Annotated in this window: 6 protein-coding genes; 2 read left to right on the plus strand and 4 right to left on the minus strand. The window is 74.5% G+C overall.

The genetic code is table 11. The annotated features are described in order from the left end of the window. Positions 1 to 73 precede the first annotated feature (73 nt). The gene (gene acpS / locus EDD33_RS03660) at positions 74 to 526 is read right to left on the minus strand and encodes a holo-ACP synthase AcpS (RefSeq protein WP_123389147.1); all 453 of its coding nucleotides are present in this window, start codon (positions 524 to 526) and stop codon (positions 74 to 76) included. Continuing rightward, positions 507 to 9,617, minus strand: a complete 9,111-nt coding sequence (locus EDD33_RS20645; RefSeq protein WP_123389148.1) for a type I polyketide synthase — start codon at positions 9,615 to 9,617, stop codon at positions 507 to 509. The genes acpS and EDD33_RS20645 overlap by 20 nt, the downstream gene beginning before the upstream one ends. 133 nt (positions 9,618 to 9,750) lie before the next feature. On the opposite strand from EDD33_RS20645, the gene EDD33_RS03670 reads away from it, so the two are divergent. Continuing rightward, a complete protein-coding gene (locus EDD33_RS03670) occupies positions 9,751 to 10,551 on the plus strand; it encodes an SDR family NAD(P)-dependent oxidoreductase (RefSeq protein ID WP_123389149.1) in 801 nt (266 codons plus the stop codon). Positions 10,552 to 10,566: 15 nt separating this feature from the next. Here EDD33_RS03670 and EDD33_RS03675 read toward each other — a convergent pair whose 3' ends face one another. Then, positions 10,567 to 12,345, minus strand: a complete 1,779-nt coding sequence (locus EDD33_RS03675; RefSeq protein ID WP_123389150.1) for an acetyl/propionyl/methylcrotonyl-CoA carboxylase subunit alpha — start codon at positions 12,343 to 12,345, stop codon at positions 10,567 to 10,569. A gap of 85 nt (positions 12,346 to 12,430) precedes the next feature. On the opposite strand from EDD33_RS03675, the gene icmA reads away from it, so the two are divergent. After that, positions 12,431 to 14,143 carry a coenzyme B12-dependent isobutyryl-CoA mutase large subunit gene (icmA, locus tag EDD33_RS03680; protein WP_123389151.1) on the plus strand — a complete coding sequence of 571 codons (1,713 nt, stop codon included), beginning with the start codon at positions 12,431 to 12,433 and terminating at the stop codon, positions 14,141 to 14,143. Here icmA and EDD33_RS03685 read toward each other — a convergent pair. Further along, positions 14,140 to 16,281 (minus strand): ATP-binding protein, encoded by a 2,142-nt coding sequence (locus tag EDD33_RS03685; protein ID WP_123389152.1) that lies wholly within the window; start codon positions 16,279 to 16,281, stop codon positions 14,140 to 14,142. The genes icmA and EDD33_RS03685 overlap by 4 nt on opposite strands. Positions 16,282 to 16,294 lie beyond the last annotated feature (13 nt).

Here is a 16,294-nt window from a genome sequence, read left to right on the forward strand (position 1 = left end):
CGACCGCCTCGACCACCGGCCTCTGTCCGGGCGGCCCCCCGACTGCCCGGACAGAGGCGCAGCGACCCGAGGCTCAGGCCTCCTGCAGCACCACGAACGCGATCGCCACGTCGGCGTCGGGGTCGTGGGAGAGCGAGAGCAGGACCTCGTGGTCCTGCAGGGCATCGGCGATCGCGCCGTGCAGCCGGACGGCGGGGCGTCCCCAGGCATCGGTCACGACCTCGATCTGGCGGAGGTCGACGGCGGCCGGGTCGATCACCTCGGGGGCGCCGTACCGGGTGCTCGACCACGCCTTGAGCACCGCCTCCTTGGCCGCCCAGCGGGCGGCCAGGCTCTGGGCCTCGCGGGAGGCGGAGCGCCCCCCACCTCGTGCCGTACGCCGCTCGCCGGGTGTGAAGACCCGGGCGAACCGGGTCCCCGGCTCGCCGAGCTGGGCGGCGAAGGCGGTCACGCCGACGACGTCGACGCCCACCCCCGCCGCCCTCTCGAGCGGGACGGGACCCGGGTCAGCGAGCGGCTCGGGCATACACCCCGTCCTCGCCCAGACGCGCCTGCGGGTCGACGAGCATCGCGCTCTCGTCGGCCTTGGTCTCGGCGAGGTCGGAGGAGGCGAAGCGGCGCTTCTCGGCCTTCTCGAACAGCGGCGCCCCACCGTGCATCGCGTCGAGACGACGGGTCTCGCCGGCGACGAGCCGGGCGCTGGCCTTCTCGATCCACGCGGCGCGCTGCGACTCCGGGAGGGCCGCGACGAACGCACCGGGGTGCGCCACCACGATCATCGCCGAGACGTGGCCGAAGCCCAGGCTGGTGAGGACACCGGCCTTGAGCGGACCGGTCTCCAGCGCCTGCCGCAGCCAGACGAGGTGCGCGTTCTCGGCGAGCGCCTCGTCGACGCAGTCCAGGGCCCGGTTGGGGGCGACGGTGCCGGCGACCAGCGTCTGGCACAGACCGTTGAGCTGGAACGCCGCGGCACCGCCCTTGGAGTGACCGGTGAGCGACTTCTGGCTGACGACGTAGAGCGGCGCGCCGTCGGTGCGGCCCAGGGCGGCGGCCAGCTTCTCGTGCAGCTGCGACTCGTTGGGGTCGTTGGCGGCGGTCGAGGTGTCGTGCTTGTAGACCACGGCCAGGTCGTCCGCGCCGAGACCCACGGTGCGCAGGCCCTTCGCGAGCGGCGAGCTCGCCCCGCCGACGCCGGCGCCGAGGGCGCCGATGCCGGGAGCCGGGATCGAGGTGTGGATGCCGTCGGCGAAGGAGCCGGCGTACGCCACGACCCCGAGGACCGGGAGGCCCAGCTCGGCCGCGACGTCGCCCCGGGCCAGCACGGCGGTGCCACCGCCCTGGCCCTCCACGAAGCCGCCACGACGGCGGTCGTTGGGACGCGAGACGTAGCGCTCGTCGATGCCCTTGCCGAGCATCTGGGCGGTGTCGGCGGTCGCGCTCATGTTGCCGAAGCCGAGGATGCCCTCGATGCCGAGGTCGTCGAACCCGCCGGCCACGACCACGCTGGCCTTGCCCAGCTTGATCTTGTCCACGGCCTCCTCGACCGAGACGGCCGCGGTGGCGCAGGCGGCGACCGGGTGGACCATCGCGCCGTAGCCGCCGAGGTAGGACTGCACGGTGTGGGCGGCCACCACGTTGGGCAGCGCCTCCTGGAGGACGTCGTTGGGCGGCTGCTCACCGAGCAGCGCGTCGACGTACATCTTCCGGGTGGACTGCATGCCGCCGATGCCGGTGCCCTGGGTGTTGGCGAACTGCGTGGGGTGGACCCAGCGCAGCAGCTCGGCGGGCGTGACGCCGCTGGAGACGAAGGCGTCGACGGTGGCCACGAGGTTCCAGGCGGCCAGCCGGTCAGCGGACTCCACCATGGAGCCGAGGCCCCACACGGCGGGGTCGAACCCGTCGGGCACCTGGCCACCGACGAAGCGGGTCAGCTTGAAGCGGCGCGGGACGCGCATCTCGCTGCCGGCCAGCCGGGTGACCAGCCAGTCGCCGTCCTCGGTGGGGGTGAGACGGGTGCGGGCCGGGTCGGCCGCCACGAAGGCGTCGGCCTCGTCGCGGGTGCGGACCACGAAGGAGGTGTCCTGCTCGAGGAACACCGAGACCATCAGCGGCGCGGTGTTGTCGAGCATCTGGCCGTCGTCGCGGTAGCGGCGGATGCCGACCCCGGCCTCGATCTGCTCGCGGAAGCGCTCCACGACCTCGGCCTCGGTGAGCGGGTCGCCGGACGCGGCGTCGTGCCAGCCCGCCTTGGGCTGCGTCTCCCACACGATCTTGCCGGTGGTCCACGCCAGCTCCAGCACGCCGGCGGGGGACAGGGAGTCCTCCACCTCGAGCTCGAAGCGGGTGCGGTGCGAGCCGACCGGGCCGACCTCGCCGGTGCCCACGATGACCACGAGGTCCTCCGGGCGGGTGTCGATGCTCGTCCAGTCCATCGTCGGCTGCGCGGTGCCCCAGCCGGCGGGGTGGGTGAGCGCCGGCACGGTGTCGGTCTCGGCCCCGTCGACGTCGGCCGCGGCCGCGGCCTGCTCCCGGGCCTGGCGGGCCAGGGCGGCGAGGTCGAGGTCGGCCTCGCCCAGGCCGCCGGTGAGGTCGGTGACCACCGGGGTGGTCGCGGCCTCCTCGCGAGCGGAGTCGGTGCAGAGCGCGAGCAGCTCGGCGGCCATCTCCTCGGGCGCCCAGGTGCGTACGCCGGCGGCCTCGACGGCGCCGACCAGCGGGTCGTTGCCGCCCATCAGGCCGGTGCCGCGGACCCACCCGATGTGGGCGTGGGCGAAGGAGACGCGCGCGGCCCAGTCGGACTCGGCGTGCCAGCGCTGCACGAACGCGTCGAACGCCGCCTTGGCCTCGCCGTAGGCGCCGTCGCCGCCGAAGCGGCCGCGGTTGGGCGAGCCCGGGAGCACGACGTGAACTCGGCGACCGAGGCGGTGGTCGGCGCCCTGGGCGGCCAGGCCGGTGACCAGGCGCTCCACGCCCCACACGAGGACGCGGAACTCGACCTCGGCACGCGGGCCGGCGTCGGCGGCCGTGCCCTGCACCGACGGGGCGGCGAAGGGGAAGACCAGCGTCGGTGCGAGGCCCGGGCGCAGCTCGGTGCGCTGGCCGCCGGCCTCCTCCACCACGGGGGAGGAGATCCACTCGACCAGCGCGTCCACGTCGGCGTACGACGCGAGGTTGGCCGGCAGCACCCACAGCGCCGCGCCGGCGGAGGCGTGGTCGCGGTAGAGCTGCTTGAAGAAGGCGAGCCGCTCGGGCGAGAGCCGTGAGGTGGTGGCCACGACCGTGGCCCCGCCCCGCAGCAGGTCGCCGACGACCGCGCCGGCGATGGATCCGGGTGCGGCACCGGTGACGACGGCGACGTCGTCGGCCCAGTCGCCCTGCGAGCCGCTGGCGAGGGCGCCCTCGTAGAAGTCGACCAGGTCGGTGCGCTGCTCGCGACGGGCACGGTCCAGCCACCACTGCGCCTGTGCGAGGGCGGCCTGGTCGAGGCCGGCGAAGCTGCGCGTGCGCACGGCGTCGTCACCGGTCCAGATCCGGGCGAGGTCCTCGCGGACCGAGGCCCAGCGGTCGTCCAGGAGCACGGCGCGCTTGGCGTCGAAGCTCGGGGAGACCTTCTTGGCCCAGTCGGCACCGAGCTCGGCCTCGACGAGCCGCACGAGCTCGGCGTCGAGGTCCTCGGTCTGCTCGCCGACACCCTCGTCGGCCAGGCCCAGCTGGCCGAGCAGGTGGCGCGCCGTGGAGGCGAGCACCCCGTCGGGGCCGGTGATGGAGGCGGTGATCTCGCCGAGCGCGGCCGCGTCGACGGTCGCGCCCTCGCCGCCGCCGCCGGCGGCGGGCATGCCCACCGTGACGCCGTGGGCGGAGGCGACCTGCTGCACCGCGTGGTCGACGGCCGAGGCCAGGTCGGAGGTGTCGACGTCGAAGCCGAGCGAGCCGCCGCGGGTCGAGGACCCGTCGCGCAGGCCCAGGGCCAGCGCGGACTGCACGTGGCTGACCCAGCCGGGGCCGAGCTGCCAGGTCTCGGTGACGCGGTCGGTGATGGCGGCGGGCTTGGCGCCCACGGAGCCGGCGAACTTGCGCAGCTGCTCGCTGACGGCCTCGGTCAGGACCGGGCCGAAGGCGGAGTAGGAGCGCGCCAGCTTGGTGACGGTGCCGCCCAGGGCGGTCCAGGCCGCCTCGGCGGCGCCGTCGATGGCGCCCAGGCCCAGCTCGGCGCCGAGGTCGACGAGGAGCTGGTTGCGGCGCGAGGAGACGCCGTCGCACAGCGCCTCGATGGTGTCGGCGGAGCCGATCTGGTCGACGCGCACCTTGGTCCGCAGCGCGGCCAGGGTGGTGGTCGCGGCGGCGGCGTCGTAGGTCAGGTCGGCGGGACGCTCGGCCCCGGCGGCGGCCGTCGGGGCGGCGGCGGCCTGCGGCTTGGCCTCAGCGGCGGCGTCGGCGGCGGGGGCCGCCGTGGTCTCGACGGGCTCGACCTCCTCCTCGTCCTCCACCACCGGGGTGTCGGTGGCGAACACGACGGCGGCGTCACGCGAGGAGTTCACGATCCGCGGGGCGACGCCGGTGTAGGAGGGGAGCTTGGTGGTCTGCGCCGCCAGGTTGGCGATCGTCGGCGCGTTGCCGACGCCGACCTCGACGAACTGCTCGATGCCCAGGCCCGCCCCCATCGGGGTCTGCTCGGCCGGGTCGGCGAAGAGCAGGTCCTGGGTCTCGATCCAGCGCACCGGGCTGGCGAACTGCCAGGCGAGCAGCTCGATGAGCAGGGCGCGACCCAGCCGCGACGGGTCGGCCGACCAGGTCGCCCAGTCCTCGAGAGCGGGCGTGAGGAGCGGGGAGTCGACGTAGGCGGCGACCTCCTCGACGTAGGCCTTGTCCAGGCTGAACAGCCGCGGCACCAGGTTGGGGATGTAGCGGCCGATGAGCAGCGACGGGTCGATGGTCTCGGGCAGCAGGTCGTCAAGGCGGGCGCGGAAGTCGTCCACGCCGGCGTGCAGCTCCGAGGAGTGGAACGGCACGTCGATGCCCGGGACCAGGATGAACGCGGCCTTGCCGTTGAAGCGGGCGCGGCGCTCGGCCACGACCTCCTCGAGGGCCTCCAGACCGCGGACGGTGCCGGCGATGGCGTACTGCGAGCCCTTGAGGTTGTAGTTGACGATCTGGATGAACTCGCCGGACTCGGCGGCCACCTGCGCCACGAAGTCGGCGACGTCGTCGTCGGCCAGCCGGATCTGCGAGGGGCGGATCGCGGCCAGGCGGTAGTTGCTGCGGCCCTGCGCGTCGCGGGGGACGAGGTGGTGCATCGCCATGCCGCGGCGGAACACGATCTCCAGCAGCGCCTCGAGGGGCAGGATGCCGGTGACCGCGGCGAGGGCGTTGTACTCGCCCACGGAGTGGCCGCAGGTGATGGCGCCCTCGACGAAGACGCCGGCCTCGCGCATCTCGGCGACCTGGGCCACGGCCAGCGTCGCCATGGCGACCTGGGTGAACTGGGTCAGGAAGAGCACACCGTCGGGGTGGCGGTGCAGCTCGCCGTCGGCCCACAGGTCGGTCGGGTTGTCGCGGACGACGGCCAGGATCGAGAAGCCGAGGGCCTCACGGGTGTGGCGGTCGGCGCGGTCCCAGACCTCACGGGCGGCGGTGGAGCGGGAGCGGGCGTCCAGGCCCATGCCCTGGCTCTGGATGCCCTGGCCCGGGAAGGCGTACGCCGTCCGCGGGGCCGCCACGACGGCTTTGGCCACCATGGCCAGCTCGCCGTCGGCCTTGGCGCTGACCTCGACGACGAGGTCGCCGTCGACGACGCCGGTGCGCTCGACGGTGATCTCCACCGTCGCGCCCGGCTGGACCGGGGCGACCCAGCGGGCCAGCCACGAGCGGAGCCGGCGCGGGTGGTGCGTGGCACCGACCGAGGCGGCGGCGCGCTGGGCGACCGCGGAGGTCCACATGCCGTGGACGATCGGGCCGTCGAACCCGGCGAGGCGGGCGGCGGGGACGTCGGTGTGCAGCGGGTTGTGGTCGCCGCTGACGGCCGCGAAGGCACCCATGAAGTGGGGGGCGGTCACGGTGAAGCGGTCGAGGCGGGCGCGGGGCTTCTCCTCGGCGTGCTCCACCACCGACTCCGGGGCGGCCAGGGAGGCGGAGCCGGTGCGGCCCCGGACCATGAAGCGCTCGGTCAGGGTGGCGACCTCGGTCGCGCCGTCGCGGACGACGACGTCGACGGTGACCACGCGGCCGGCAGTGGCGTCGACGACGCCCGCGCGGGTGGCGGCCAGGGTCAGCCCGGTGCCGTCGGCGAGGGCGGCGAGGTCCCCGGTGACCACGAGGCGGTGGTCGAGGTGGACCAGGTCGAGCAGGCCCTCGACCGGGCCGATGCAGGCGAAGACCGCCGGCCAGGCGAGGCCCACGAGCGTGTCGGGGACGGCGCCCTGCTGGGGGTCGGCCACGGCGTCGCCGCGTCGGGTGCGGTCGGGGTCGGTGACGCCGACGTGGTCGGCGACGAGGTCGGCCGACCAGGTCGCGGTGACGGTCGCGGTGCCACCGTCCGGGTCGTCCACGACCTCGGGCAGCGTGCCCCCGGCGGTGACGGCCAGCAGGTCGGACATGGCGGTGGTGACGGCGTCCTCGGTGATCACCGGGAGGCCGCCGGCCGGCACAGCCGAGAGGTCGAGGGCGAGCGCGAGCTCGCCGTTCAGCAGCGGCACGCGCAGCACCGCGCTGCGGCTGGTGGCGACGTCGCCGACCGGCTCGAGCGTGGCGGCGGTGCCCTCGAGGCGGTGCAGCGGGTTGCCGACCACGCGGCTCGCCCAGACGACGTCGCGCGAGGTGCGCGCGGCGTCGAGGAGGGTCACGTCGGCGCCGACGGTGGTGCGGGCGACGGCGGGGGTCACCGGGGCGCCCTCGGCGGTCAGGTCGGCGACCACGGCCGCCTCGAAGCGGTCGAGCAGGTCGGCGACCGGCTCGTCCTTGACGGTGATGCCGGCGACGGCCACGGGGCCGGGGATGACGATGACCTGGTCCGCGTCGTACGCCGCGTCGTGGGCCTGCCACAGCGAGTCCGAGCGCCACCAGCGGCGCACGTCGGCGTCGATGACGGGCACGAAGGTGACCGGCTTGCCCGGACGGCGGCAGACCTCGACGAAGAAGTGCACGTCGGCGGGGTGCAGCACGCAGGAGACGCCCTGGGGGTACGCCGCGACCAGCGCGTCGAGGGCGGCGGCCGGGTCGCTGGCGGGGAGCTCGGCGGCGTACGGGCGCTCCACGGTGCCGGAGGTCTCCGGGTGGACGCGGCCCAGCGCGCGGTCGAGCAGCTCCTCGAAGCGGGTGCGCAGCGTGACGTCGAGCCACGCGCCGCTGCCCGAGGTGGTGCCGTCCGCGGCGGCGGCGCGCGGACCGGCGAGCTCGAGGTAGCGGCGCAGCACCTGCTCGTAGGTCATCTCCGCGACGTCGCCGAAGTAGGGCTTGCAGGTCGCGGCCATGGCGGCCACCAGCTCGTCCTTGCGGGCGAGCGCGGCGTCGGCGTCACCGGCGACCTGGTCGAGCAGGGCGCCGCAGCGCGAGGCGGCGTTGTCGATCTCGTGGATGTCGGCGCCGAGCTGGCTGCGACCCGAGGTCACGTCGCCGGCGGCCTGGTTGACGCCCACCCAGCCGCCGTTCTCGGCGGGGCTGAGGCCGGGGGTGCTGACGAGCAGCTCCTTGACGGCGTCGGAGGTGGTGGCCTCCTTGGCGGCCATGGCGGCGGTGCCGATCAGGACGCCGTCGACCGGCATCGCGGCCTCGCCGTGGGCGGTGGCCCAGGTGCCGCGCAGGTAGTCGACCGCGCGGTCCGGCGTACCGATGCCGCCGCCGACGCAGACGACGAGGTTCTCGGTGGCGCGCAGGTCGGGGTAGGTCGCGAGCAGCAGCTCGTCGAGGTCCTCCCACGAGTGGTGACCGCCGGCGACGCCGCCCTCGATGTGGGCGATGACGGGGGTGTCCACGGCCTTGGCGATGGCCAGGACCTGGCGGATCTGCTTGACCGTGCCGGGCTTGAAGACGACGTAGCCGATGCCGGCCGCGTGGAGGTCCTCGATGATGGCCGTGGCCTCGTCGGTCTCGGGGATCCCGGCGCTGATCACCAGGCCGTCGAGCGGGGCGCCGGCGAGGCGGGCCTTCTGGACGAGGCGCTGGCCGCCGACCTGCATCTTCCACAGGTAGGGGTCCAGGAAGAGGGTGTTGAACTGCGCCGTGGCGCCCTCGTCGAGCAGGTCGGTCAGCCGCGCGACGTTGGCCGCGAAGATCTCCTCGGTGACCTGGCCACCGCCGGCGAGCTCGGCCCAGTGGCCGCGGTTGGCGGCGGCGGCGACGATCTCGGGGTCGACCGTCGTCGGCGTCATGCCGGCGAGCAGCACGGGGGACTTGCCGGTGAGGCGGGTGAATGCGGTGTCGACGACGGGGACGCCGTCGCCGCGGTCGACCAGGCGGGGGGCGAAGGTCGACCAGTCGGCGGCGCGGGTGACGCGCGCGCCGGGGGTGAAGAGCAGGTCGCGTCCGGCGGTGGTGGCCGCGGGCACGACGGTGACGCCGCGACCGCGCAGGGCGCGACCGGTCATGTTGGCCGACAGCTGGGCCGGGCCGAGGTCGATGACGTAGTCGGTCGTGCTCGCGACGGCGTCGGCGAGCTCGCGCGGCCAGTCGACGGTCTCCACGCAGATCGCCTGCGCGAGGTGCTCGGCGAGGGCGGCGTCCAGGCCGCACTCCTGGGCCCACTCGCGCACCAGGGCGACGGCGGGGGACAGGGCGGGGTGGTGGAAGCCGAGCGCGACGGGCACCGGCTCGAGCACGGGCGCGAAGGCGCGGCCACCACGGGACTTGGCCTCGATCTCGGCCGCCTCGCGGGCCGAGCGCGCCTCGACGGCGGCGCGGAAGGCGCGCAGCGCGGCGGGCGACCCGCTCACGACCAGGCGGCGGGGGCCGTTGACGGCGGCGACGACGGCGACGTCGTCGGTCGCGCCGGTGTCGAGCAGCTCCTGGACCTCGGCGACCGAGGCGCCGGCGACCGAGAGCATCGGGGTGTCCTCGCCGTGGGCCACGAGGCCGGTACGGCGGCCCACGATGGCCGCCGCGGCGCCGATCAGGCGGGCGATGGCGAGCAGCTCGACGTCGCTGCGGACGTCGCCCTCGCGGCGGCCGGCGAAGGCCGCGACGCCGAGGATGCCCTGCGAGTGGCCGACCGAGGCGACCGGGGCGACCCGGGTGAGGTCGAGGCCCTCGGCGGCGAGCAGGTCGAGCGTGGCCAGCTGGGTCAGCAGCACGCCGGGCAGCGCCAGCCCGGTGGCGAGGGTCTCGGTGCGGGCCGGGTCGGCCTCGTCCTGCAGCCACTCCTGCGGGGCGAAGGGGCGGGGTAGCGCCGGGGCCAGGCGGGCCGCGATCGGGGCGACCATGCGGCCCGACTCCTCGACCAGCGCGGTCAGCCGCGCCAGGTCGGGGTCCTCCCCGAACAGCTCGCGCAGGGTGGCGAACCAGTCGGCGCCCTGCCCCCCGAAGGTCACCGCGAACTCGTCCCCGTCGTGGAGCCGGTCGGCCAGGCTGCTGCCGCTCGCGGGGGTGGCGTGGTCGTGGCTGAGGGTGCTCGGAGGAAGCTGAGTCATGTGAGGAGTGTGTCATGTTCGAGCGCAGAACACGAAATCCTCCTCACGTTTTTCCCGAGGGTGGCCTCGGCTCCGGGCGTACCCGCCGGTAGACCCCGCACCCGGCCGGCCCCGGCCTGCGTAGCCTGCCCGCATGAGCCTCCCCGCCCCCGCCGCAGCCCACGTCGCCCTCGTCACCGGGGCCTCCAGCGGCATCGGCGAGGAGATCGCCCGCGACCTCGCCGAGCGGGGTCACGAGCTCGTGCTGGTGGCGCGCTCGCGAGGGCGGCTCGAGGCGCTGGCCGCGTCGCTGCCCGGGACCGCGCACGTCGTGCCGGTCGACCTCTCCGAGGACGCCGAGCGGGCCCGGCTGGGCGACGAGCTGGCCGCGCGCGGCCTGGTCGTCGACGTGCTGGTCAACAACGCCGGCTTCTCCACGCTGGGCCCGGTCGCGCGCAGCGAGGCCGTCGCCGAGCTGCGGATGGTGGCCGTCGACGTGGGGGCGGTGGTCGACCTGTGCAGCCGGTTCGTGCCGGGCATGGTCGAGCGGGGTGCGGGCGCGGTGCTCAACGTGGCCTCGACGGCGGCCTTCCAGCCGCTGCCCGGCCAGGCGGCGTACGGCGGGTCGAAGGCCTTCGTGCTGTCCTACACCCGCAGCCTGGCCGCCGAGCTGCGCGGCACCGGCGTCACCGCGACGGTGCTGTGCCCGGGGCCGGTGGACACCGGGTTCGGGGAGGCGGCCGGCTTCGACCGCGAGGACTTCGAGAAGGCGCTGCCCCGGCCGATGTGGGTCGCGGCCCGCGACGTGGCGCGCGCCGGGGTCGCCGGGCTCGACGCCGGCCGGGCCGTCGTCATCCCGGGTGCGGTCAACCGCGTGGGAGCCGTGCTCGCCGCCCGGGCCCCGCAGGGGCTGCTCGCCCGGGTGCTGGCCAAGGCGCACCCCGGCCTGCGGTAGCGGTCCCGGCCCGGGTCAGCCGGCGTCCTTGATCTCGCAGATCACCGCGCCGTTGGTGACGGTGGCGCCGACCTCGGCCTGCAGCCCGGTCACCACGCCGGCGCGGTGGGCCTTGAGCGGCTGCTCCATCTTCATCGCCTCGAGCACCACGATGGCGTCGCCCTCGGCGACCTCGTCGCCCTCGGCGACCGAGACCTTGACGATCGTGCCCTGCATCGGGGAGGTGACCGCGTCGCCGGAGACCGCGGCGCCCGCCTTGGCCCCGGCCTTGCGCTTCGGCTTCTTGGCGCCGCCCGCGGCACCGCCGCCGACGGCGGCCAGGCCACCGGGGAGGACCACCTCGAGACGGCGGCCGCCGACCTCGACGGTCACCCGCTGGCGCTCCTCGGCCTCCGGCGCCTCGGCGCTCGGGCCGGCGTACGGCGTGAGCTGGTTGTCGTAGTCGGTCTCGATCCACTGCGTGTAGACCGTGAAGGTCGACCCGTCACCGACGTACGCCGGGTCGCGGACCACCGAGGCGTGGAAGGGGATGACCGTCGGCATGCCCTCGACCACGAACTCGTCGAGCGCGCGGCGCGAGCGCTCCAGCGCCTGGGTGCGGTCGCGCCCGCTGACGATCAGCTTGGCGACGAGGGAGTCGAAGGCGCCCGGGATGGTCTCGCCCTCCTCGTAGCCGCCGTCGAGGCGGACGCCGGGGCCGCTGGGGGGCGACCAGCGGGTGAGCGTGCCGGGGGCGGGCATGAAGTTGGCCCCGCCGTCCTCGGCGTTGATGCGGAACTCGATGGAGTGGCCGCGGATGTCCGGGTCGTCGTACCCCAGCTCCTCGCCGGCGGCGATCCGGAACATCTCGCGCACCAGGTCGATGCCGGTGACCTCCTCGGAGACGCAGTGCTCCACCTGGAGGCGGGTGTTGACCTCGAGGAAGGAGATGGTGCCGTCGGCGGCGACGAGGAACTCGCAGGTGCCGGCGCCGACGTAGCCCGCCTCGCGCAGGATCGCCTTGGAGGAGGTGTAGAGCTCCTCGACCTGGGCGTCGGTGAGGAACGGCGCGGGCGCCTCCTCGACGAGCTTCTGGTTGCGGCGCTGCAGCGAGCAGTCGCGGGTGGAGATCACCACGACGTTGCCGTGCTGGTCGGCCAGGCACTGGGTCTCCACGTGGCGGGGCTTGTCGAGGAACTTCTCCACCAGGCACTCGCCGCGGCCGAACGCGCCGACCGCCTCGCGGGTGGCGGCCTCGAAGGCGTCGGGGATCTCCTCGATGGTGCGGGCGACCTTGAGGCCGCGACCACCGCCGCCGTAGACGGCCTTGATGGCCACGGGCAGGCCGTGCTCCTCGGCGAAGGCGACGATCTCGTCGGCATCGGCGACGGGGTCCTTGGTGCCGGGGGCCAGCGGCGCGTTCGCGCGCTCGGCGATGTGCTTGGCCTTGGCCTTGTCGCCCAGCGCGTCGATGGCCGCGGGCGTGGGGCCGATCCAGACCAGGCCGGCGTCGATCACGGCCTGCGCGAAGTCGGCGTTCTCGGCCAGGAAGCCGTAGCCGGGGTGCACCGAGTCCGCGCCCGACTTCTCGGCCACCGCGATGATCTTGGCGATGTCGAGGTAGGACTCGGCCGGCGTGCTGCCGTCCAGGGAGTGGGCCTCGTCGGCGACGCGCACGAACAGCGCGTCGCGGTCCGGCTCGGCGTACACCGCCACGCTGCCGATGCCCGCGTCCTTGCAGGCGCGGATGACGCGGACGGCGATCTCGCCCCGGTTGGCGACCAGGACCTTCTGCAGCGGCTTGACCTCGGGCACGGTGCTCCTTCGTGGGGCTGAGACGAATCCTCGCCGGAGACTACTGCGGTGAGCGCTCGTTCACCCCCGCACCTACCATCGGGTCATGACCGACGTGACCGGGGACACAGCACGACAGCGCTGGCAGCAGCGGTACGACGCGGCGCTCACGGGCGGCAAGGTCCGCGACGCCGACTGGACGACGCTCTCGGGCGTCGAGGTCGAGCCGGCGTACGGCACCGAGGACTCGGAGTGGCCCGGGGAGTTCCCCTTCACCCGCGGCCTCTACGCCACCGGCTACCGCGGCCGGGCGTGGACGATCCGGCAGTTCGCCGGCTTCGGCAACGCCCAGCAGACCAACGAGCGCTACCGGATGATCCTGGGCCGGGGCGGTGGCGGCCTCAGCGTCGCCTTCGACATGCCGACCCTGATGGGCCGCGACTCCGACGACCCCAAGAGCCTCGGCGAGGTCGGCCACTGCGGCGTGGCGATCGACTCGGCCGCCGACATGGACGTGCTCTTCGACTCCATCCCGCTCGAGCAGGTCACCACGTCGATGACCATCAGCGGTCCGGCGGTGCCGGTGTTCTGCATGATGCTGGTCGCCGCCGAGCGGCAGGGCGCCGACCTGTCCAAGCTCAACGGCACGCTGCAGACCGACATCTTCAAGGAGTACATCGCCCAGAAGGAGTGGCTCTTCGGTCCCGAGCCGCACCTGAAGCTGATCGGCGACCTGATGGAGTACTGCGCCGAGGAGATCCCGGCCTACAAGCCGCTGAGCGTCTCGGGCTACCACATCCGCGAGGCCGGCTCCACGGCCGCGCAGGAGCTGGCGTTCACGCTCGCCGACGGCTTCGGCTACGTCGAGCTCGGGCTCTCCCGAGGCCTCGACGTGGACGTCTTCGCCCCCGGCCTGAGCTTCTTCTTCGACAGCCACCTCGACTTCTTCGAGGAGATCGCGAAGTTCCGTGCCGGTCGCCGGATCTGGGCCCGCTGGCTGCGCGACGTCTACGGCGCGAAGACCGACAAGGCCCAGTGGATGCGCTTCCACACCCAGACCGCCGGCGTCTCCCTCACCGCCCAGCAGCCCTACAACAACGTCGTCCGCACCGGCGTCGAGGCGCTCGCCGCGGTGCTCGGCGGCACCAACAGCCTGCACACCAACGCCCTCGACGAGACCCTGGCGCTGCCCAGCGAGCACGCCGCCGAGGTCGCGCTGCGCACCCAGCAGGTGATCATGGAGGAGACCGGCGTGCTCAACGTCGCGGACCCCCTGGGCGGCAGCTGGTACGTCGAGGCGCTGACCGACCGCATCGAGGCCGAGGCCAACGCGATCTTCGACAAGATCCTCGAGATGGGGGGCTCGGACCTGCGCCACGACCACGTCGAGGCGCTCGCGGAGTCCGCCCGCAACGGCGAGGACCCGATCACCCAGGGCCTGCTGCGCGGCATCGAGGACGGCTGGTTCATGTCCGAGATCGCCGAGGCCGCCTTCGTCTACCAGGTCGCGCTGGAGAAGAAGGAGAAGAAGGTCGTCGGGGTGAACTGCCACACCGAGTCGGTCAGCCGCGAGCTGGAGATCATGCGGGTCTCCCACGAGGTCGAGACCGAGCAGGTCCGTGAGCTCGCCGAGCGCCGCGCCGGACGCGACGACGACGCCGTGAAGCGGGCGCTCGAGGAGATGCTGGCCGCGGCCCGCGAGGACCGCAACATGGTGCCGCCGATGCTGGAGGCCTGCCGCGTCGAGGCGACGCTGGGCGAGATCTGCGACGCGCTGCGCGCCGAGTGGGGCGAGTACCGGGAGCCGGCCCGCTTCTAGGCGGTCGGCTCGGGCGACACGGCCACCTGCTGCCGCTCGACGGGCGGGAGACCCGGCAGCCGTGCGCCGGCGCGGGGGAGCGTGAACACGAAGGTGCTGCCGACCCCCTCGGCGCCCTCCTCGACCCGGATGTCGCCGCCGTGGCGGACCACCACGCGGCGGCAGATGTCCAGGCCGAGGCCGGTGCCGCCGTAGCCGTCGGTCTGCACCCGCACGAAGGTCTCGAAGACCCGCTGGCGCATCGACTCGGGGATGCCGATGCCGTTGTCGGTCAGCCGCAGCTCGACCATGTCGCCGGCGGGACGACAGGTCAGCGTGACGTGGGGCCGGGTGTGCGGAGCGACGTACTTGACCGCGTTGCCGACCAGGTTGTCCAGCAGCTGCCGCAGGAGCACCACGTCGGCGCGCACCCGGATGCCGGGCTCGATCTCGATGTGCGGGTGGGTGGCGCCGTCGCGCCGGAGCCGGGCGACCTCCTCGGCGACGGCGGAGAGGTCGAGGTCCTCCGGGGACAGCGGGCGGTCGCGGGCCACGGTGTAGCCGAGCAGGTCGTCGATGAAGCGGCGCATGTGGGTCGCGGCGCCCTGGATCCTGCCGATCATCGCCTGGCCGTCCTCGGCGCTGACGTCGCCCAGGGCGAAGAAGTCGGCCAGCGAGTCGGCCCACCCGCTGACCACGGTCAGCGGGTTGTTGAGGTCGTGGGCGACCACCCCGGCGAAGGCGGCGAGGTCGCCCTCGTGCTCGCGCACGGTCGTGACGTCGCGGAAGTTGACCACCGCGGCCCGGGGCGACTCCTCGGTCTCCGCCACGGGGCTGGCGCTGACCTCGATCACCCGGCCGTCGGGGGAGGAGTCGCTGCGCAGCACCAGGTCCTCGCGGAGCACCTCCTCGCCGGCCAGGGCGCGGCGGAAGGGGAGCTCGGCCTCGTCGAGCGCGGTGCCGTCGGGGTGGAACAGCCGACCCCGGGTGGCGTCGGGGAGGGTCGTGAGCATCACCGAGGAGCGCAGCAGGGCGTCGCCCGCGGCGTTGCGGACCAGCACCTCGCCGTCCTCGCGGGCCACGACGATGCCCTCGTTCATGTTGTGCAGCACCGCCCCCAGCAGGGCGGCCCGGCCCAGCGAGGCGGCCTCGGAGACCCGGGCGCGGCGGATGGCCGCGTCGCGCTCGCTCATCACGCACGAGATCACCAGCGTCTTGAGCACCAGCACCGCGAGCAGCGCCTGGGCCAGCGCGGCCCCGACCCGGGGGTCGTCCATGGAGGCGAAGACGCCGTTGCCGCTCAGCGTCATCACGATGGCGAAGGTGCCCGAGGCCACCGCGTGGACGGCGGCGCGCAGCGCGTCGAGCCGCATCGCCGCCCACAGGCTCGGCACCGTCAGCAGGAAGGTCAGCGGGAGCGGCTGCTCCCGGGTGAACACCGCGCCGTACACCGCCAGGGTCACCACGGCCAGGGCCAGCAGCTCCAGCGGGCCGCCGCGCCAGGTCCGGTCGGTCGGTGCGGCGCGCGGGCCCGGCTCGGGGCGGGTCCGCGCCGGGCGGGGTCCCCCCGGGGCGAGCCGCGGGCCGAGCTGCAGCGCGACCCCGCCCACGGCGATCATCCAGCTCAGGTTGCGGGCGAGCACGAGCGAGGCGTCCTGGAGGTCGGAGGTGGGGACCAGTCCCAGCCCCGCGGCGCGGACCCCCGAGGCCACGGCGGAGCCGACGGTCACGGCGAGGAGGAACACCCACAGGTCCGCCGTACGACGCAGCGGGCGGGTGCCGCCGCTGCCCCAGAGCGCGGGTGCCCAGCGCACCATGACGGCCTGGTAGACCGTGGCCTGGAGGACGACCTGCAGCGCGCCCATGGCGGCCTGGCCCGTCGTCGAGCCCGCGACCACGAGGGCGGCCGAGCTCACGGCGGTCAGCAGGACGGCGTCCAGCGGCCAGGTGCGCCGGTCGCCCGTGGCGGCCCACAGCAGCCCGACGCCGGACAGCGGCCAGATCAGGCTGACCCCGAACTCCGGCCGGTAGCTCGCGAACCCGATGTCGGTCGCGATCCAGGTGGCGCACACGAAGGCGACCAGCCGCAGCCCCTCGGGCACGAGGGCCCGCCCCGGCCCGGCTGCGGGCGTGCGCCAGCCCGCCGCCTGCACCTCCATGTCCGCAGTATCG

Source organism: Nocardioides aurantiacus, assembly GCF_003752505.1.
Classification (GTDB): domain Bacteria; phylum Actinomycetota; class Actinomycetes; order Propionibacteriales; family Nocardioidaceae; genus Marmoricola; species Marmoricola aurantiacus.

Bases quoted from the DNA above. Each gene is read 5' to 3' on its own strand.
- EDD33_RS20645 (WP_123389148.1), bottom strand. From the start codon at position 9,617: ATGACTCAGCTTCCTCCGAGCACCCTCAGCCACGACCACGCCACCCCC.
- icmA (WP_123389151.1), top strand. From the start codon at position 12,431: ATGACCGACGTGACCGGGGACACAGCACGACAGCGCTGGCAGCAGCGG.
- acpS (WP_123389147.1), bottom strand. From the start codon at position 526: ATGCCCGAGCCGCTCGCTGACCCGGGTCCCGTCCCGCTCGAGAGGGCG.
- EDD33_RS03670 (WP_123389149.1), top strand. From the start codon at position 9,751: ATGAGCCTCCCCGCCCCCGCCGCAGCCCACGTCGCCCTCGTCACCGGG.
- EDD33_RS03685 (WP_123389152.1), bottom strand. From the start codon at position 16,281: ATGGAGGTGCAGGCGGCGGGCTGGCGCACGCCCGCAGCCGGGCCGGGG.